General features: G+C 39.5%; 20 protein-coding genes. 9 read left to right on the top strand and 11 right to left on the bottom strand.

The window, feature by feature from the left end; translation table 11 throughout:
- Nucleotides 1–15: 15 nt before the first annotated feature.
- From OM33_RS12040 to OM33_RS12030, 3 genes are read left to right on the top strand one after another with little or no spacing between them, the layout of a single operon-like run.
- The gene (locus OM33_RS12040; protein WP_052140996.1) at nt 16–1,722 is read left to right on the top strand and encodes an autotransporter assembly complex protein TamA; all 1,707 of its coding nucleotides are present in this window, start codon (nt 16–18) and stop codon (nt 1,720–1,722) included.
- Nucleotides 1,719–5,417, top strand: coding sequence for an autotransporter assembly complex protein TamB (gene tamB, locus OM33_RS12035; protein WP_038642032.1), 3,699 nt, complete (start codon nt 1,719–1,721; stop codon nt 5,415–5,417). The genes OM33_RS12040 and tamB overlap by 4 nt, the downstream gene beginning before the upstream one ends.
- Nucleotides 5,418–5,419: 2 nt before the next feature.
- Nucleotides 5,420–6,313: a peptidylprolyl isomerase gene (locus OM33_RS12030; RefSeq protein WP_052140995.1), complete on the top strand. Its 894-nt coding sequence runs from the start codon at nt 5,420–5,422 to the stop codon at nt 6,311–6,313.
- 18 nt (nt 6,314–6,331) lie between these two features.
- Here OM33_RS12030 and queF read toward each other — a convergent pair whose 3' ends face one another.
- Nucleotides 6,332–7,180, bottom strand: a complete 849-nt coding sequence (gene queF / locus OM33_RS12025) for an NADPH-dependent 7-cyano-7-deazaguanine reductase QueF (protein WP_038642030.1) — start codon at nt 7,178–7,180, stop codon at nt 6,332–6,334.
- Nucleotides 7,181–7,240: 60 nt separating this feature from the next.
- Between queF and syd the strand changes: the two genes are divergently transcribed.
- Nucleotides 7,241–7,789, top strand: a complete 549-nt coding sequence (syd, locus tag OM33_RS12020) for a SecY-interacting protein (protein ID WP_038642027.1) — start codon at nt 7,241–7,243, stop codon at nt 7,787–7,789.
- A gap of 32 nt (nt 7,790–7,821) precedes the next feature.
- On the opposite strand, the gene OM33_RS12015 is transcribed toward syd, so the two are convergent.
- Nucleotides 7,822–8,595: a Zn-ribbon-containing protein gene (locus OM33_RS12015; protein WP_038642026.1), complete on the bottom strand. Its 774-nt coding sequence runs from the start codon at nt 8,593–8,595 to the stop codon at nt 7,822–7,824.
- A gap of 6 nt (nt 8,596–8,601) precedes the next feature.
- Entirely contained in the window at nt 8,602–8,874 is a 273-nt protein-coding gene (locus OM33_RS12010; RefSeq protein ID WP_038642024.1) for a hypothetical protein, read from the bottom strand.
- Between the two features lie 224 nt (nt 8,875–9,098).
- On the opposite strand from OM33_RS12010, the gene OM33_RS12005 reads away from it, so the two are divergent.
- Nucleotides 9,099–9,761, top strand: a complete 663-nt coding sequence (locus tag OM33_RS12005; protein ID WP_038642022.1) for a GNAT family N-acetyltransferase — start codon at nt 9,099–9,101, stop codon at nt 9,759–9,761.
- A gap of 599 nt (nt 9,762–10,360) precedes the next feature.
- On the opposite strand, the gene OM33_RS11995 is transcribed toward OM33_RS12005, so the two are convergent.
- The gene (locus tag OM33_RS11995; protein WP_038642018.1) at nt 10,361–10,663 is read right to left on the bottom strand and encodes a DUF3301 domain-containing protein; all 303 of its coding nucleotides are present in this window, start codon (nt 10,661–10,663) and stop codon (nt 10,361–10,363) included.
- Between the two features lie 15 nt (nt 10,664–10,678).
- Nucleotides 10,679–11,701, bottom strand: a complete 1,023-nt coding sequence (locus OM33_RS11990) for a DUF3549 family protein (RefSeq protein WP_038642016.1) — start codon at nt 11,699–11,701, stop codon at nt 10,679–10,681.
- 95 nt (nt 11,702–11,796) lie between these two features.
- On the opposite strand from OM33_RS11990, the gene OM33_RS11985 reads away from it, so the two are divergent.
- From OM33_RS11985 to OM33_RS11975, 3 genes are read left to right on the top strand one after another with little or no spacing between them, the layout of a single operon-like run.
- The gene (locus OM33_RS11985; RefSeq protein ID WP_038642014.1) at nt 11,797–12,087 is read left to right on the top strand and encodes a YqcC family protein; all 291 of its coding nucleotides are present in this window, start codon (nt 11,797–11,799) and stop codon (nt 12,085–12,087) included.
- The gene (gene truC / locus OM33_RS11980) at nt 12,087–12,854 is read left to right on the top strand and encodes a tRNA pseudouridine(65) synthase TruC (protein WP_038642012.1); all 768 of its coding nucleotides are present in this window, start codon (nt 12,087–12,089) and stop codon (nt 12,852–12,854) included. The genes OM33_RS11985 and truC overlap by 1 nt, the downstream gene beginning before the upstream one ends.
- Nucleotides 12,855–12,886: 32 nt before the next feature.
- On the top strand, nt 12,887–13,333 hold the full coding sequence (locus tag OM33_RS11975) for a flavodoxin domain-containing protein (protein ID WP_038642010.1): 447 nt from the start codon (nt 12,887–12,889) through the stop codon (nt 13,331–13,333).
- Nucleotides 13,334–13,361: 28 nt separating this feature from the next.
- On the opposite strand, the gene OM33_RS11970 is transcribed toward OM33_RS11975, so the two are convergent.
- From OM33_RS11970 to OM33_RS11950, 5 genes are read right to left on the bottom strand one after another with little or no spacing between them, the layout of a single operon-like run.
- Nucleotides 13,362–13,796 carry a DUF2069 domain-containing protein gene (locus OM33_RS11970; RefSeq protein WP_038642008.1) on the bottom strand — a complete coding sequence of 145 codons (435 nt, stop codon included), beginning with the start codon at nt 13,794–13,796 and terminating at the stop codon, nt 13,362–13,364.
- Nucleotides 13,793–14,341: an NAD(P)H-dependent oxidoreductase gene (locus tag OM33_RS11965; RefSeq protein ID WP_407681039.1), complete on the bottom strand. Its 549-nt coding sequence runs from the start codon at nt 14,339–14,341 to the stop codon at nt 13,793–13,795. Before OM33_RS11965 ends, OM33_RS11970 begins: the two co-directional genes overlap by 4 nt.
- Nucleotides 14,341–14,688: an arsenate reductase (glutaredoxin) gene (gene arsC / locus OM33_RS11960; protein ID WP_038642004.1), complete on the bottom strand. Its 348-nt coding sequence runs from the start codon at nt 14,686–14,688 to the stop codon at nt 14,341–14,343. The genes OM33_RS11965 and arsC overlap by 1 nt, the downstream gene beginning before the upstream one ends.
- A 51-nt stretch (nt 14,689–14,739) precedes the next feature.
- Nucleotides 14,740–16,188, bottom strand: coding sequence for a beta-barrel assembly-enhancing protease (gene bepA, locus OM33_RS11955; RefSeq protein ID WP_038642002.1), 1,449 nt, complete (start codon nt 16,186–16,188; stop codon nt 14,740–14,742).
- A gap of 1 nt (nt 16,189) precedes the next feature.
- Complete coding sequence (locus OM33_RS11950; RefSeq protein WP_038642001.1) at nt 16,190–16,858, bottom strand: hypothetical protein; 669 nt, start codon at nt 16,856–16,858, stop codon at nt 16,190–16,192.
- A 381-nt stretch (nt 16,859–17,239) separates the two neighbouring features.
- On the opposite strand from OM33_RS11950, the gene OM33_RS11940 reads away from it, so the two are divergent.
- Nucleotides 17,240–18,310 (top strand): AI-2E family transporter, encoded by a 1,071-nt coding sequence (locus OM33_RS11940; protein ID WP_038641996.1) that lies wholly within the window; start codon nt 17,240–17,242, stop codon nt 18,308–18,310.
- A 67-nt stretch (nt 18,311–18,377) separates the two neighbouring features.
- Here OM33_RS11940 and OM33_RS11935 read toward each other — a convergent pair whose 3' ends face one another.
- Nucleotides 18,378–19,124 (bottom strand): YciK family oxidoreductase, encoded by a 747-nt coding sequence (locus OM33_RS11935; RefSeq protein ID WP_038641995.1) that lies wholly within the window; start codon nt 19,122–19,124, stop codon nt 18,378–18,380.
- Nucleotides 19,125–19,142: the final 18 nt, after the last annotated feature.

Genomic DNA, 19,142 nt, shown 5'->3' with positions numbered 1-19,142 from the left:
AATCGTGACTTTATCTTGTATCGCTATATTGTGTTTTTTGCTGTTGTTTTGTGGGGCTTTGCTTGTTCTGCATCACAAACAGTGACGCAAATCACCGTAAAAGCCAATGATGAAACGTTAAAACGAAACGTTGAGTTATACCTAAATGAGCTTAAACAACAAACATTCTCACCAAGCTTGCTTAAAAATGCCAAAACGCTTAGCCAAAATGCACTTAAACCATTTGGTTATTATTTGCCTCAAATAGACGTTAAAGCTGACGAAAGTGACGGTAAGGTCAAGTTACACGTTAGAGTTAAACCCAATCAACAAACTAAAATAAGCCAACTCGATATTCAGCTTTTAGGTGAGGGCGCGAAAGATCCCATCATTGAAGAACGAATATCAAAGCTCAACATATCTGTCGGTGATAGTTTAAATCACGGTGCTTATGAAAAGGCCAAAGCGTTAATAAACAATACCCTTTTTGATTTAGGCTATTTCGATACCAAATGGATAAGGCACACTATTGAGGTACGAAGAGGCACTGCATCTGCCATCATTCGTTTACATGTGGATTCTGGTAAGCGTTATCGCTTTGGTCCGATGATTTTAGATAGAGAAATAAAAGCAAATAACTTAGTTCATCGCATCAACCCAATGGTGGTTGGGAATTTTTACGATAACGCGATTGTCAGTGACTTTAATATTCGCCTTTCAAATATGCCCTATTTTAAAAGTGTGCGGGTTTACCCTGATATTATTAATCGCCAAAACGGGGAAGTGTCTGTAATAGTGCAACTTTTGCACAAACCTAAAAACAGCTTTGAGTTAGGTGGAGGTATTAGCACGGATGACAATGGCTTAAAGCTACGATTTAAGTGGACTAAACCATGGATTACAAATGAGGGTCATTATCTAGAAACCAATATTGAGGCCAGTCAGGTCGACCCTCAGGCGAGAATAAGTTATACCATTCCGGTGAACGATCCCAATAATGATGTGTGGCGTTTTGGCGCTGGGTATATTTATGATGACCTTAAAATGTCAAGAAAGCTAACAACACAAGCGCAGCGTCAGTGGCTTACTGAACACAATTGGGTGCGTACTGCGTTTGTTAAGTATGAAATCGAGAATTATGACATCAATAATATCAGTTATCACAGCAATATGGTGTTGCCGGGCATTAGCTACGCTCGTAAACACACGCTAGGAGGAACGACACCCTATTGGGGCGAACAACTGCTCGTGTCCACTGAATTTGCTAGTGAACATTTAGCCTCGGAAGTCGATCTCTTCAAGGTACAAATTTTAGGCCAACAGTTACGCACCTATGCCGATCGTCATATGTTCCTTGCGAGGGTAAATTTGGGCGCAATTGTGACGGAAGACATTAATGCTGTTCCTATATCAATGCGCTTTTTTGCCGGTGGTGACAAAAGTATTCGCGGTTATCGTTATGAGTCAATAGCACCAAAAATCGGTGATCAGGTTGTGGGTGGACAGTACTTAGTTACCGCCAGTGCAGAATACAATTATCGCTTCTTACCAAATTGGCGAGCAGCACTCTTTGTAGATGCGGGAACTGCAACCAATGACTTCGACGAAGAAATTCAAATAGGTACAGGTTTTGGTGTTCGTTGGCTTACACCAATTGGTCCAGTCAGGATTGATTATGCCTTTGCTGTTACTGATGAAAATCGCACAGGCCGCTTTAGTATTACCATAGGGCCTGAAATATGAATGATAAGGTGAAACACACACCATCACTAACAAAGCGAGTGCTTCGAGTTGTTAGAAATGCGTTTTGGGCGTTTCTAGTCTTATTGATAGGTGTAGTCGCATTACTTTTTAGTGGCATTGGTAACCAAGCACTTGTCTATGGCGTTAACCATTTAATACCTAATGTAACAGTTACGACAGACGGTAGACCGCTTCTGCGAGGAGGTATTTTCAATGTCGACTATGTTACCTCTGAAGTAACGTTGCAATTTAAAAACATGATGTTAGATGTGCGTTTTTTGACATGTGCAGATCTGTGTTTTGAAGCGTTAGAGGCAGAACTAGTTGCTGTTACCATACAAACAAATAGCCAAGCAGCTCAAAATGCAAACGCAGGGCCGCTCGAAGCAATAACATTGCCACTGTCAATTTCGGCTAAGTCAATCGCACTCCAGCAGTTCACTTTTTCGCAAGGTGATATACACGCATCCATTGATGATTTTTCATCGCGGTTCAGTATTTATGATAGTGATATCAATGTGCTTAAAACAGCGGTGCAAAAAGTAACAATAACATTACCGCCACAAAAAGATGAACAGCCTAAGCCTTCAGAGCCGTTACTGTTACCCGAAATTTCCCCCGTTACTTTTGTTACGCCTTTAAATTGGCAGATTGATGACTTAACGATCGAGCGGGTTGAATTGAATCGAGGGCAGCTCATTGAACACTTTGAACATATAAAACTCAAAGCGCAGCAGCAGGCAGACCAAATCAGTATTTCACAACTTTCTCTGGCCCATGAAGAGCTCAGCGCAAGCCTGCAGGGTAATATAGTACTGTCAGAAAATAACCCAATCTCACTTTTAGTGAACCTTGAAACAGATCAGCATCAACTGTCCAGTGAACTCAATGGTGACTTTTCAGAGCTTAGGCTAAACAGTGTGTTATCAGGTCTTTACAGTGCAAAACTTGAATTTCTGACCTCATTAGAAAACAAACAACTGCCTTTCACGCTATCAGTGGAGTCAGAACATCTTGAAATTGAAAAACAAGCCCAGAAAATTATTGTTGATGATATTGAAATAAAAGCGAATGGTGATTTAACGAGCTTTAAATACCAACTCAATACGGCTTTACACAATAATCAATTACCCGCACTACGAATTGAAAGTGAAGGCGAAGGCAGTTTTACGCAGCTTAATATACAGCATTTGTTGCTTTCGAGTCCTGCTAGCAATTTATCGTTAACTGGCACTGTTGATTGGCAACAGGGCATAGATGCATCATTTACCTTGTTATCCGATAAAATCAGTATTGAGGAATTTGAACCATCGATTGCTTCAGACGTCTCTTTAAAAGCGGCGCTTCAGTTTGTCTCAGATGGACAAAACTGGCGCCTTAACGTACCAGAACTCGCCGTTGCTGGGCAAATTAATAATGCACCGCTCGATGCTAATCTTGTGCTTGCGCTGGATGATAAATTACACGCTGAGATTTCAGAATTTACCATTGCAAGTGCGCAAAATGTGCTGAATCTATCCGGCAAGATAGATCAACAATGGCACATTAAAGGTGATCTTAATCTGGTGGATCCTGAAACAATCGACAGTCGCCTGTCAGGTCAAGGAAATGCTGATTTCACTATTACCGGTGAGGTTAAGACACCGTTATTAGGTTGGTCAATGGCACTCAAGCGACTTTCTCTTAAGAATTATCGCATTGATGAAATAGTCAGTAATGGCAACTTAGACGTTGCCAAAAATTACCTTGCAAATATTTCCCTTGAAGCTGCGGGTATTAATATCGATGAGCAAGCAATCAATCTTATTCAATTGGATGTAAACGGCGATTTGCAATCACACTCTCTTAAATTGAATCTAATCTCAGACACGCTAAATGTTAGTGCAAATTCACAGGGTGGGTTAACGCAACATCAATATAAAGGTCAAATTAATCAGCTTGCTTTCAAAAATGACAAAATTAACTTAAGCAATCAGCAAGCGATTAATTTTGATTATGATGTTAGCCAAGCAAGTGCAACTGTTGATCAGCATTGTTGGTTAGGCACCAATACATCATTTTGTTTAGATGCTTTAAGTGCCTCAACTGAGCAAGGTAATATCGCTCTAAACCTGACTCATTTAGATTTATCTGTATTAAGTTTAGTCATGCCGAAAACAATCTCACCTCATGGAGAGTTAAAAGGGCATTTCAATGCGAAGTGGCAACAAGGTAAGTTGTTAGCCATTGATAGTGAATTTCACTCAAATACGATCCACTTTGATATCAACGAAAGCTTTATTAAAACTGATGTACCCATTGAACAACTTTTCTTTAAGTTACAAGCCAATGAAGAGGCTATTGCGCTAGATACAGATATTCAGTCTTCAGTACTTGGTAATATCATCGGCGATATCGACATTAGCGAATTAACGGGCACGCGTCCATTAACAGGAAGGCTCGCTTTACAATCTCTTAGTTTTGCGAATTTAAAGGGCTTTAGCCAACAAATTGATAAGCTCAATGGCGAATTAAATGCCAATGTAACCCTCTCTGGCACGGCATTTTCACCGCAAATACAAGGTGAACTTACTTTAAGTGATTTGGCATTTTTGGCACCTTGGACACCACTTTTTATTGAGCAAGGTGATCTTAGTATTGCTTTTAACGATCACAGTGCCACTTTGACAGGTAAGCTTGCTGATAACAATCAGGGCACCTTAGCGCTTCAAGGAAATGCCGACTGGCAAAACGAGCCCGCGTTAAATGCACAAATCAATGGCGATAGCTTCAAAATTGCACTGGAACCTAACGTATGGTTTGCGCTATCACCTGATATTAGTATTGACTATGCAGATCAATTTGCCGACGTGAAAGGCAAGGTTCATGTGGTTGATGGACGCGTTAAAGTAAAAGAACTCCCTGAGGGGGCTGTCAGTGTTTCAGATGATGAACTCATTGTTGATGCCCCAAAGCAGCAAAAAAAATCAGCTCCTGTTGCTTATAGTGTTGATTTAGCAATTCTAATTGATGATAAAGTGCGCATTGATTCGTTTGGTCTGCGCTCAAAGTTGAAAGGGGATGTGCTATTTAAACAAGTTGATAATTCGCCGCTTATTGCTAGCGGTGAAATTGCCTTACTGGAAGGGGAATATCGCGCATTTGGCCAAGAGTTATTGATAGAAACGGGTCAGCTTATTTTTAATGGTGCCGTTGATAAACCGTTATTAAATGTGCGTGCTATTCGTAACCCAGACCTCACTGAAGATGGTGTAACTGCAGGTGTTAAATTAACGGGAAGTGTTGAGGAACCACGCTTAGATGTATTCTCGGACCCAAATATGGATCAAGCAATGGCGTTGTCCTATTTACTCTCTGGGCGAGCGCTGAGTGAATCCAACTCGGCCAGCGACGGTATGTTAACGCAATTATTGCTTGCAAGGGGACTTGCACGAGGCGAGGGAAGTATCAGTAAAATTGGTGAGGCAATAGGCATTGATGACGTTTCGTTATCCTCTCGTGGCAGTGGTGAAGACACCAAGGTTGAAATTTCAGGTTATGTGGCACCAGGTATTCAAGTGCGTTACAGTATTGGTATTTTTGATTCAATGAGTGAAGTTGCGGTGCGATATCAACTACTCCCTCGGTTATACATAGAGGCAATTAGTGGCCTCAACGATTCACTCGATATTCTTTATAAATTTGACTGGGATTAACAATGATAAAACTAACCCAATTTGTCTTAGCGACAAGTATTATTGCGCTCTTTTCATTACCTTTGTTCGCAAAAGAACGAGCGATGTCGCCAGCGGCAGTTATAGAAAACTCGACCAACGATGAGTGGCGTAGCCTTGATTTAGAAAACACGGTTATTTTATCGTTGAAAACGGGTGATGTGGTGATTGCTCTAAACCCGCAACTAGCGCCTAATCACGTTGCTAATTTTAAAAAGTTAGTGAGAGAGGGATTTTATAACGGGCTTAACATTTATCGTTTTGTTGAAGGGTTTGTTGCGCAAGGGGGCGACATTTCCGAGAAGAAGCAACCAAAAACGGGCAGTAAAACAGTCAATGCTGAATTTACAAAAGAAACTAAAAACCCAATTGCAATTCAATTAGTTGATGTAAATGATGGCTATGCTGATAAAACTGGCTTTTTAAACGGGTTTGCAGTTGCACAGAACGTCACAGGAACAGAAACTTGGCAAACTCATTGTACTGGAAATTTTGCCATGGCAAGAAGTAACAGTATCAACAGTGGGGGGACTGAGTTCTATGTGATTTTAGGTAATCACCGTTACCTTGATTTGAATATTACGTCGTTTGGTCGAGTTGTAACAGGTATGGAGCATATTCAACGATTAGCTCGCAAGCCAGAAACAACCATTGAAGATGTTAATTTCAATCCGATTGTTAATTTTGCTGTAGCATCGGACTTAGCTGATTCACCTGCCCATGATATTGAAGTTATGAAAACACAAAGCGCAAGTTTCAAGCAATATATTGAATCTAGGCGCAATCGTCCTGAGCCGTGGTTTCAACATCAAGCTAACTATATAGATGTATGTAGCTTGAGTGTGCCAATGCGTTCTAAAAAGTCTCTAAAAGGTTAATGTAAGGGTAAGTAACCGCTATTGGCGGTTACTTTTTAGTGTGAACTGAGTTGTGTCATAGTCGGTAGAGCGATAGGGGTTGATATCTAGGCCGCCGCGACGTGTATAGCGCGCATATACTTCAAGTTTGCTTAGAGCAAACTTACATTGCAAATCACAGAACAAACGCTCCACACATTGCTCGTGGAATTCATTGTGGTTTCTAAATGAGATTAAATACTTTAACAGGCTTTCGTGATTGATTTTTTTACCGGTATAACGGATCACAACAGATGCCCAGTCAGGTTGAGAGGTAATTAAACAATTCGACTTAAGTAAGTGGCTATAGAGTGTTTCTGTCACAACCTCGTCATTGTCATCTGCAGTGAGCAATTCAGTATTTAAATCGTATTGTGATACTTCAATGTCCAATTCATCTAAGCAAATACCATTAAAAGGTGTTGGCATTAAGCAGTCAAAGTGATCAGCATTAAATAACTTCACAATGACATTACAGTTTGCCGCGTTTGATAAATCTTGTGTAAGAACCGCTTCAACCTCAGCCATCGAATCAAACTTGGTTTGATTGAAGCTATTTAAATAAAGCTTGAATGACTTTGACTCAATAATATGACTGCTGGTGGCAGGAAAAATAAATTCAGCAACGGCAACAACAGGTTTTCCTTTTTGATTCAACCAAGAAAGCTCATAGCCTGTCCAAGTGTCTTCACCCTTAAATGGCAATGCGTTTTCATCTATATTTAAATCGTCGCGATTAAGTTTACGGGCAATCGGAAACAGTAAAGAGGCATCATAACTATCTTTGTATTCGGTTTGTTGGCCGAGTAAAGCACCTTTTAGCTCAGGTGCATCTTGGTAATGTGACATAATCAGATTAAAATCGATAAAATATTTACTATTGTAACGAATAAATTAGGCAAAGGCAGTATGTCAATTAGCGAAAACTTACAACGCATTTATACCGAGATTACCCAATTAGCAGAACAAAAAACGGGCGGTGCACCTCGTGTCTTTCATGATACTGAATGGCCGAGCCCATGTGAGATCCCAAATTCGGTTGAAAATAAGAGTGTGGCTTGGCAGCAAGTAGCGCAGCAAGGCAGTTTAGATAAACTGGAAAAAGCCCTCGAAACACAATTCCCACAACAATTAAAAGAATACTTTGCTAGCTTTTATAGTGATAATTTATTTGCTAATTATCAGGAGCATAACTTGTGCTTATTACAAGCGTGGAGTGAACAAGATTTTGATCGCTTACAGCAAAATATTACAGGCCACGTGTTAATGAAGCGCAGATTGAAGCAGGCGGATACTGTTTTTTTTGCAACCTGTGAAGAGGATGATCTATTACTTGTAATGGATTTAGCTGATGGCAGTATTTGGTTGGAGTATTTAGGTAAAGCACCGCATCACAAATTAGCAGATTCGATGGCTGCGTTTTTAAGTGAGTGTAAAGGGCTTTATTACGTTCAATAAATGCGTAATAAAAAATAAGGCGCATTTGCGCCTTATTGAAAATCCCATGAAATGTTTGATATCAACTCGCAATCATCGCAGCGAAAATCAAATAAACCAAACCATGGCTCAGCTAAACGCCAATCACCGTTACATTTAGGACATTTTCGACTTAGTTCTTGTTCTTTAGACAACCCACCAACACGGTATAAATAGTAATAAACCGGTTTCTTGGTTAGAAAGCGAATACGTTTAGAAAGATCCATTCCGCGTCTAAATAAGTCACTATCTACATCAGCCAATTCTTTGATGGCAGCAAATTCACAACGAGTAGCCCCATTAATTTGAATTTGATCGCATGCTTGCCAATCTTCTTGCCATTTTAATAATGCTTTAAAATCACCATTGGCAACTGCTGGCACTTTATAAAGTGGTACAGGCATAAAGTCGTCGCCACAGTAGAGAGGACTGCATGTGTGAAGATATGTCGTGTATAAAATATAGCTTGATGGTGACGTGCAGCTATCTGAGCCGTTAGAGTGAATATCTTGACCAATCACTTTCACTTTCGGTTGTAATAAACCGGCTTCATTTAATTTATCTAAACTAAATTTAACAAAAGGGCTATGGTTTAAAGGATGAAGTGCATCTTCTTCAGGGCACATTACTCGAGTAATAAAAAAGCCATCTTTTAACGTTGTTGGAAACTCTTCACCAATAATTTGACCGTTAAAGCGAAGCGCATTAACAAGGCGAACGATAGCTTGTTCAGCAGCTTCAAGGGTCGTGTCTTGGTAGCAGTCAAAGGTTAAATCAACAATATACATAAATGATTATTTATTTTCTAAAAGTGAAAGAAGTTTATCGAGTTTTGCCTCGATGCGGTCAAGCTGGCTCTGTGAGTGTGCTGTTTGCACAGTTGGCTTTGTCGTTTGTTCTGCAGCATTTTTTTCAAAATCTGAGGGGTTTTGTTTAAAGCGTGCTAACACATCAATAATGACTGGCATTGGTACGGGTTGGGATAGATTCGCTTTCACTAAGGCAACATTAGGTTGTTTCTTTGCCGCTAAAAGTTTGCTGATGGCAGCAATAACGATGTCTTGCATGTGCTTATCCTACAAAAATAATTGTCCAAGTTTACTGTAATCTAGCAAAGTTCGCTATTAAGCTGCTGCTGATTTTACATCTAATTCTTCAGTCAATGGGGAAATGGTTAAAGCGTCTTTTAAGGTAAATAGGATATGGTGCATTTAAAACACTAAATTATTGTAGAATAGCGCAAATTTTGTGCTAACTTGAGATGTGTAAAAACAATAATAAGGGGCACAACATGAACGATGAATTATTAGCACAGGATGGACCGACTACTGAGTTAAAAGCAAGTTATCTCACAGCTGAAGATTGTAACATTGCAGCTAGCGTATTGTATCAGGCATATCACGACGATGAATTGTTTCAACAAATTTTATCATTTGATAGTAAATCCCCTGCAACCTATGAAAAAAAGCTCAGACTGCTTATTAGAGAAGAGTTAGCAAGCTTTTGGCAAAGTCATCAGCACATTATAGGGGTCTTTTCAGGCAATAATTTAATAGCGGTAAGTTGTGTACAAAAAGCGAATGACTCGCTCGCAGCAGATAGAGTATGGCATTGGCGATTAAAGTTGATGCTTAATACCGGTATGATTTCAACAAAACAATTAATTGAAAAAGAAAAGGCGATTCATCAGGCCGTCACTCAGTTTCCTAATTGCTGCTTTATTAGTTTATTTGCTGTTGACCCACATGTGCAGCATCAAGGCATTGGCCGTTTTTTACTTCGTGCAATTGATGATTTGGTCAATACAGATAATGCCGATCACAGTGCGATATTTATTACTCAAGATAAACATTGCGCGCTTTTTGAAAGTGAAGGATACCGAAGTGAACAGGCGTTGACGTTCACCAAAGTGACAGGCCAATTGTTTGTAAAGTCAAAAGTAGAAAATGGGTAATTAGTGTGTAGGAAATATCTTACATCAATGTGAGTTTGTTATGTTTAAGTATGCTGAAATAGGTCTATAAAACCACCTAACAGCTTGTTTAATATAAAAAAGTTAAATATTACTAAAATATTTAGTAATTTTATTTCGTTTCAGCTTATTAAACTTAAGACCATTTGCTCCTATTATTTACACATCAAGGAAGCGGACATAACGGATTTATGTTCATCTTGCCAAGGAATGGACTTAGGCATTGATACAGGGCGTATCAAAGGATCAAAGGACAGGGACGCAAGGAAGACTGTGCGCTAAATGAATTAGCGTTTTGCTGGAAGCAATAAGGACAAACGCAGGAGCGTTTAATGGATGGTTTAGGATAAACCAAACTACATGGAAAGGCTTGGATGCGAAGGGACACCTCAGGAAGAGGTTTGGAATTGGGACATGGATAGCAAGGGGATCAAGGAATGGTTTCCTTCAATGGATGAAAAAGGAGTGCTTAGGCACGGTTTGGAAACGGATGACCATAGAAAAAAGGATATTTTTTCTGATTTGAGGCGCGACATTATGTTGCGCCTTAGTTTTTTGTGGTACTAGATAAAGCTAACTTATTAGCTGATTTTATGCGGTGGTACGTCAACACCGATAATTTTGTCATTCTCAAGATGGACGACTCCTGTATAGCTATCTTGCCCATTACTTGAAAACTCCCAAGCAAAGCTTGATTTTAAGCCTGGTTTACCATTTTTCAAAATACCCACACGCTTGTTTATGCATGCAATACTTAAAAACTGTACGTTAAGTTGTTTACTATGGCGATTGGCATACTCTCGTGCACTTTCTGCTGCTTGTCGGTCAATCCAAAAGAAATAAATAACACATGTTACACCGAGAATAAGCCAAATTGACGCCATAGAATTACCACATTTTTATTGTTGAAATAGTTTACCAATTGCTCGTGAAAGTTGTTCACTGCGATCTTGCATTCGGATCATAGCTAACATATGAGGGCGCAAACTTGGAATTGCAACTAGGTCGGCAAAAATACCACTGAATATATCTTGCGATTGTTCTGTGGCTAAGTATTCCATTAGGGCAACTAAATGTGACTCCAACACATGCCAGCAGCGACCTGTAAGGGTGAGCACTATATCGAGGTTAAGCGCTTTTTTATCAGCCATGATATCAGCTACAGCACGTTGTAAAATTCCGAGGGCTGTTGTGTTTGACATCATGCGTAAATAATTAATGATATTTTCGCTATCTTGATTTTTTAACGCTTTTTCAAATTCGTTATAAAGTGCCTCAGTTAAAATTACCGAAATATTGCTGTGCTCTAACGTTGCGGCAAGTGACTGGACTACAGGTTGCGGTAGCTTCCCAAAAGCATCAATAAGGTTTTGTTGATTAGGCTCAGTAAGGCGAATTGCAAAATCAGCGATACCTTGCAAACCAAGGTGCTGCCAATCATCAAATCCTAATTTACCACTAAAATAAAGTTCGACATGTTCATAATATGCAGACGCGCTTTGTTTTAATTCATTTTTAATAATTGCATTAAAAGCAGCAAGTTTATTTGCATTTGGCGTGAACACATAGGGGTTATTATCAAGTTCACTCTGTGCTTCGTCATTACCTGTAAGTTGATTTCCTAATGCTTCCATAACCATAGATGCAAAATGGTTACGGCTTGCTTGAATGAGTTTACTTTGTTCATCCAGTGGCATTTTTAAGAACCAGATATACGGTGTGTGTGATTCTTGGCTATTCCAAAACTGAATAGCTAAAAAAGCATGTTGTTGTAATGGGAAGGGATAGGGAATCTGATTATTTTCTATCTGGATAAACGTTGATTTATCAATTTTTTGGATTCGTCGTCCCATGTCGTAAACACGCCAGGTAGTACCGGCATTATCAAGGAGTTCGGCTAGGCTTGAAATAGATTGTTGCATTAAAAAGACCCATAACTGCGTTTTGGCTATTATACAATGAAATGCCCGCAATTTTTGATAAAATGCCGCGATATAATTTCAATTAAGGCGTGAAAATGATAGCCGCATTATTAATAGAACTTGAAGCAACCATGAAAGCTAGCGGTCTTTGGGCAAAAAACCCACCGAAAGCTGAGGCGTTTATGTCAGCAGCACCGTTTTGCTACGACACCATGCCATTTGAAAACTGGTTACAATATGTTTTTATTGAACGTGTGCAACAGTTACTCGCATCGAATCAGGCCCTTCCAACAGGAGCAAGTATTTCACCAATGGCTGAGCAAATGATCCCAAAACATGCTGCTGTCATTAGTATCATTAAAAAAATAGATAAGGCGATGAGTTAATGTTTGGTGAATTAACTATTTTATATCGTGATGAGTACTTTATTGCGGTTGATAAACCATCAGGCTTACTCGTACATCGCTCCTTTTTAGATAAACGCGAAGTCTATTTTGCCATGCAGATGTTACGCGACCAAATTGGTCAACATGTATTTCCACTTCACCGTTTAGACAGACCAACCTCTGGCGTGCTTTTATTTGCGCTCAGCAGTGAGGTGGCACGCATAGCGAGTTCGTTATTTTCTGAACATAAAATTAGCAAACGCTATTTAGCACTGACCCGTGGTTTCGCGCCAACGTCAATTGAAGTCGATCATCCACTTAAGTTTAAGCATGATAAAATTGCAGATAAGTTTGCCGATAAAGATAAACCTGCTCAGGAAGCGCAGACTACCTTTAATTGTTTGCATCAGGCAGTAATTAATAAGCCATTGGGCAAGTTTCCCACAGTGCGTTATTCGTTAGTTGAATGTTTTCCTAAGACTGGACGGAAACATCAAATTAGACGCCATTTAAATCATATTAATCACCCCATTTTAAATGATGCGAATTATGGAGATAACAAACAGAATCATTTCTTTCAGCGCGAATTTGAAATGAATCGTCTGATGTTATTTGCCAAAGATTTAACCTTTGTTCACCCAATTACAGAGAGGTCTGTTCATATAGCAGCGTCGATTGGAGAGCAAGAACTGGCGTTATTTGAGAAACTGGGGTGGCCACATCAAGAAGATGCGTATCAGTTGGAAAAAACAGACGAGCCAACTTAAACTTAGCTAAGGTATTAAATCAAGGAAAGAATATGGCAAAGATTAAGTGCTTTATAGGTACAGTGTATGGTGCGGCTGAATCGTTAGCGGAAGAATTAAAACCAGTTGCAGAAAAGCATGGGCATGACTTAGCGCTATTTAACCCAGGTACTATTACTGATTTGCTAGAAAGTGATGTTATTTTGATACTGACATCAACGACAGGTCAGGGCGATATTCCTTATGAGCTTGAATCGTTGTTTATAGCGTTAGAATCAGAAAAACCAGCTATCTTGAATAAACCATTTGCGGTTATTGCAATGGGTGATAGTAATTATGGTGAGACGTTTTGTGGTGCAGGCAGAAAATTTCGCGAACTTTTAGCATCACTAGCAGGTAGAGAAGTACAACCAATGTTGCAAATAGATGCAACTGAAAACAGTGACCCTGTTCCAGTAGCTATGCCATGGTTTGAGTCATTTTTAAAAGCACTAAATTAAAAAAAAGCGGCAAATGCCGCTTCTAGTTCTATTCTTTATCTTCAAAAGCGGCTTTTTCTTCAGCCAGTTCGTCTTTTAGCTTTCTAATTTTAAGGCCTAACTCTTGACCCCGATAGCGGGCATAGTAAGTGCAGCCAATAAACATACAACTAGCAAAAAGCAACTCTAACAGTACAAAAAGTAATTCACCCTCAGCAATCCATAACGAGGTAAAGCCATGAAGAAAATAAATGATAACGATAAAGTTAGCCCAAGCATAAGTATAAGGTTTATCTTGAATAAACCCCTTTAGCGGCAGCAGCAGTGGTACGATATATAACCCAATGACGAAGCCTGTGCTATAACCTTCACGCGGCATTAACCATAATAACCACACAGGCATAAGAATTAACAGTCCAACATAGCCAACTAACGCTATTTTTTGGTACCGCTTGGTGATTGCTTTTTTTTCTATATTGCTCATTGTAATTGCTTAATAAGTTTTGCAAGGCGAGCGCCTACGCTTTGGCAAATGCTGAGTTCCTCAGCACTCAATTGGCTTGAATTAGTTAACCCTGAGACATGACTTGCTCCATAAGGAGTGCCCCCAGTTTTAGTCGAGCTTAGCGCAGGGACGTCATAAGGTACGCCACATAACAACATCCCATGATGCAATAAGGGCAGAGACATGCTCAGTAATGTTGCTTCATTGCCTCCATGTAGGCTACTCGATGAAGTAAATACTGCTGCTGGTTTATCGATAAGTTCACCTGAAAGCCAAACATCGCTAGTGGTTTCCCAGAATTGTTTGGCGCTAGATGCCATCATACCAAAACGAGTCGGGCTACCAAATGCAAGCCCCGCGCAATGTTTTAGGTCATCAATTGTCACAGCTAAATCATCACTATCATCACTGAAACAGCGTATCTTTACGTCTATTCCGTCATGCTGTGCTGCATCGCCAATTTCGTATGCCATGTTTTTAACGGAATCAGTACGAGAGTGATACAACACTAATAAATAGGACATTATATAATCGCTAACACGTTTTCTGGTGGACGACCAACTGCAGCTTTGTCACCGTTTACAACAACAGGGCGCTCAATCAACTTAGGATGTGCAACCATTGCATCGATTAACTTAGACTCGTCATTTTCAGTACTTAACGCAAGGTCTTTGTAGATAGTCTCTTTAGTGCGAATTAACTGGCGCGCTGAGTCAAAATTTAACATTGTTAGTAGTTGCTTAATGTCGTCAACACTCGGTACATCTTTTAGGTATTCAATAATTTCAGGTGTAACACCGTTTTGTTCAAGTAATGCAAGGGTTTCACGGGATTTCGAGCAGCGTGGATTGTGGTAAATTTTTATTGTCATAAAGTTCTCAAATCAATTTTTAGCGTGATTGTAATGCGACTGTGCTTTAAATTAAAGTTTAGCGAGTTCTTTTTGCATCAAGCGATATTCTTTTAACCGCGCTTTTAAGCGTTGTTGTTTAATATCGTCGGAAGTGTCAACATGGTTTAATGCTTTTTGTACCTCATTAGAGGCCTGAGAGTAAGCGCCGTAATCGGTGAAAATACTGGCTCTTAACTCATGGTATGACGCTTTATCATCTTGTTCTTTGTAGGTTTTCGCAAGTAATTCTTTACCTAGCACATGGTCAGGTTTTTCAAGGAGAAAATACTTTAACAGTTTGTTGGCGAGATCTAATTCACCTGCGGTAATGGCAGCATTCGCATAATTAAGAGTAACGACTTGGTTGTTTGGTTGACGCTGATATTCTGCTTTCAGCATTCTAAGAGCTTCTTCATATTTTTCTTGACCAAGTAATAAGTCAGTTTGCGCGTCTAGTATAAATAAACTTCCCGGTACTTTTTTTTCCAATGCAGTGAGTAAGTTAGCGGCCTCATTATATTTTTTTTGATCGATTAATGTGATGGCAAGACCATATTCAGCAGCAGTTGTATGGGCAAAGCGATTGATACGTAGATATTTTCTAAATTCTTGCTCAGCTTTATCACTGTCTTGACCGTATCGAGCGATTACCCGTGCTTTTGCAAGTGAAAAATCGATAGAAGAATCAATGAACCTTTCTGGATACTGTAAAGCACGCATACGTACGTCGGAGACACGCGAGTCTGGCAGTGGGTGAGTAAGTAAAAATGCTGGGGGCTTTGGCATATGACGAAGTTGATCCGCTAATTTAGACAAAAACTCACTAGACTCTCTCGGATCAAACCCTGCATTGTTTAAAATTTGCATTCCAATTCGATCGGCTTCTTGCTCAGCACCACGACTGTGTGTTAATTGGCTTAGTTGCGACTGTGTTTGACTGGCTGCAAGGATTGCCATACCCGCATCTGGGGCAACCATGGTGGTTAAAATGCCAGCAATCATTCCTGCAATAGTTAAGCCTTGGTTATCTCTCGCTTTTTGAAGACGTCTTGCCAAGTGACGTTGTGTTACGTGAGCGATTTCGTGTCCTACAACAGAAGCGAGCTGACTTTCGTTATCGGCATTGATAATAAGACCGGTATGAACACCGACATGGCCACCATAAAACGCAAAGGCGTTAATGTCATTATTATCAATCCAGAAAAATTCAAACGGAAAACGAATGTCATCGGCGTGGGCAACTAAACGGTTTCCGATGTTAGTTAGATATTCATCAAGAACGGGATCTTGCAAAACGCGGGAAGTTCCACGAATTTGCATCATCATTACATCACCGACTGCTCGCTCTTTTTCAATTGATAAAACTTGCACTGCCGAGGTGCCTAAGTCAGGCAATTTAAAGTTATTTTGCGCGACGACTGGCAGTGAGAGCGCAAAACAAAAACAAGCTAGTTTTTTTAAAAGAGTCGGTTTTGGCATGTTAGTCCTTTTTTTGTTGCATTTCATTTGCCATTAATTGTGCGAGCGCTAATTCATCTTCACATGCGGCCGCTGTTCGTTCTGCTTTTTGGTAGTAGTCTTTAATTGACACGCCAGATAACTTGACGACGTTCAGCTCACTTTTCAAATATTCAATGGTTTTATGCACTACTTTATGTGAATGCAGTATTAATGCTTTGTCAGCTTCATCACCGCGTTGGAAATAAAACTGAATGTATTTGTGTAATTGATTGATACGAAGTATGTTTCTCATGCTGTGTGGGTCCCAAACATGAAATTCCATCAATCGGTTGTCTTTTACATATTGGTCAATTTCTTTTTCTTTGGCATAGGGGTAGGCAAAAAGTTCAAAACCACGTTCTGTAAATACTTGATAGAGTGCAATGCGAGGTGGGTTATCACAGATTATTTCACCAGAATCAAGCTCTTCGCCTCCCAGTAAACCAAGGTTCCAATTTCGTTTATCGGTGATGCGTTTAATTGCGTTGTCAAAGCCATGACTGAAAATACCTTCAGCTTCACTCACAGATGCCGCTACCATATGATAAAAGGGAGGGAGCTCACCCCAATTAAGTTGTTTTTTAAACCAGTTAATATCTTTTAACGTGGGATTTTTAGGTAATTCAATTTTTTTTGTTGGTTTGCTCATACACAAAAACTATAGCGAGAAACGATACCTTATATATCCTGAATTTAGCATATTCATCATTAACTTGCTTGCGGTTTGTTAAGAATTACCAGATGTATGAGAGTTAGTAATGTAACAGACTATATAATGTGTTAATTTAGCCCAGAAATATTAAATTGAATTATGAAATATGTATGATTTGACACGCTACGTTTGCCCACAACTTTTTGTCCAATTTAAACTCATACTGAAAAATCATAATCGTTCTGAAGACATGGTGTTTATATTTGCAGAAAATGCACAAATAAGTGATGTTTTTCGTTACCTAGATAATCAACAAATAGATTATTCATGGTATGAAAATCAATTAACCGTGGTTAACTCGTTGAAGGAAAAAGTTTAGTGCTCAATATTTTCAAACAGTGGTATACCCGAAAGTTCTCCGACCCGAATGCTATTACCTTATTAATGCTTACTATTGGGCTAGCAGCGGCGCTTTATTTTTTTGGCACGTATATTATTCCAGTGATGGTGGCATTAATCATTGCATATTTACTTGATTGGCCGGTATCCAAATTAATGCAGTTTGGCACCAGTCGTGTGGTTTCAAGCTCTATCGTGATGCTTCTTTTTAGTGGTTTGGTCGTGTCAATTGTTGTCGGGATCATGCCTGTTTTATGGCAGCAATTATCTAACTTTGTGCAAGATGTGCCTTCGATGCTTGAAAAGGGCAGAGTTTACTTATTAGCGCTGCCAAAGGATTATCCTGAGCTTGTTAACCCTGACCAAGTAAAAGTGATTATGTCTAATGTAGAAGGGCACATTGTCACGATTGGCCAAACAGTGCTTTCTACCTCACTCAATTCATTAAAAGACCTAGTAGCCTGGCTTGTGTATTTAATATTAGTGCCGTTGTTAGTGTTTTTTATGCTGAAAGACAAGCAAGTGTTAGTTGCTGGCTTTGAACAATTTATTCCAAATGAAAGAAAGCTAATTAGCCAAGTGTGGCAAGAAATGAATCAACAAATTATGAATTATATTCGCGGTAAAATTTTTGAAATTTTAATTGTCGGTTCAACTACTTTTATCACCTTTACCATTCTTGACTTAAGGTATGCGGCTTTATTGGGCACGCTAGTTGGTTTTTCTGTCTTAATTCCATTTGTTGGTGCAGCATTAGTCACAATACCGGTTGCGTTAGTTGCTCTTTTCCAATTTGGAGTGGGCAGTGAGTTTTGGTATGTCATTATTGCTTATGGTGTGATTCAAGCATTAGATGGCAACTTGTTAGTGCCAATCTTGTTCTCAGAGGCTGTTGATTTACATCCAGTTTATATTATTGTGGCAGTGTTATTCTTTGGTGGTTTATGGGGGTTTTGGGGAGTGTTTTTTGCAATTCCATTGGCTTCATTAGTAAGAGCGCTTTTGAATGCGTGGTCGTTATCAAGTCATGAAAAAGCCGCAAGTGCATAATTTGGTAAATTAAAGGTATTAAAAAAGCGCATATTTTTATATGCGCTTTTTTTGTCAAATCAAAAAATTAATTTTTTGGCTGAGCATCAATTGACTGACCGTTCACCCCAATTGAATCGTCAGACATCATATAAAGATAAGTAGGCATTAAATCTGCTGGCGTTTTTAATTTATCTTTGTCTTCGCCTGGGAAAGCAATAGCACGCATAGCTGTGCGCGTAGCACCAGGATTAATACAGTTAATACGAATATTGGTTTTGCCAACTTCTTTTGACCAAGTTTGCATCATGCCTTCTGTGGCAAATTTTGAGATTGCATACGCGCCCCAAAATTCACGACCTTCTCTACCAACACCGCTTGAGGTAAACACAATAGAAGCATGCGGGGCTTTACGTAGTAATGGAAAAAGTGATTTGGTTAAAACTGCTTGGGCAGTCACATTCACTTTCATGATGTTTTCAAATGTAGATACGCAAAAGTGCTCTAGCGGGCCAAGTGAGCCAATAATCGACGCATTGTTTAACAATCCATCTAAGCGACCAAATTCATTCTCAATGGTTGCAGCTAAATCGCGATAGTGTTGTTTAGTTGCGCCTTTCATATCTAATGGAACGATTGCAGGTTGCGGAGCACCAAGGGCAACAATTTCATCGTAAACAGCTTCTAATTTAGCAACTGTTTTACCCAAAAGAATTACAGTAGCGCCATGCTTGGCATATTCGATTGCCGCAACTTTACCGATGCCATCTCCGGCACCCGTTACGAGAATGACTTTTTCCTTTAAAGCGTCATTACTTGCTTGATAATCATGCATATTAGTTATGGTACTTGA

The sequence above is a fragment of the Pseudoalteromonas piratica genome (assembly GCF_000788395.1).
In the GTDB taxonomy this organism is placed as follows: domain Bacteria; phylum Pseudomonadota; class Gammaproteobacteria; order Enterobacterales; family Alteromonadaceae; genus Pseudoalteromonas; species Pseudoalteromonas piratica.
The sequence above is the reverse complement of the archived record's forward strand: the minus strand, read 5'-3'. Positions and strand labels throughout refer to the sequence as shown.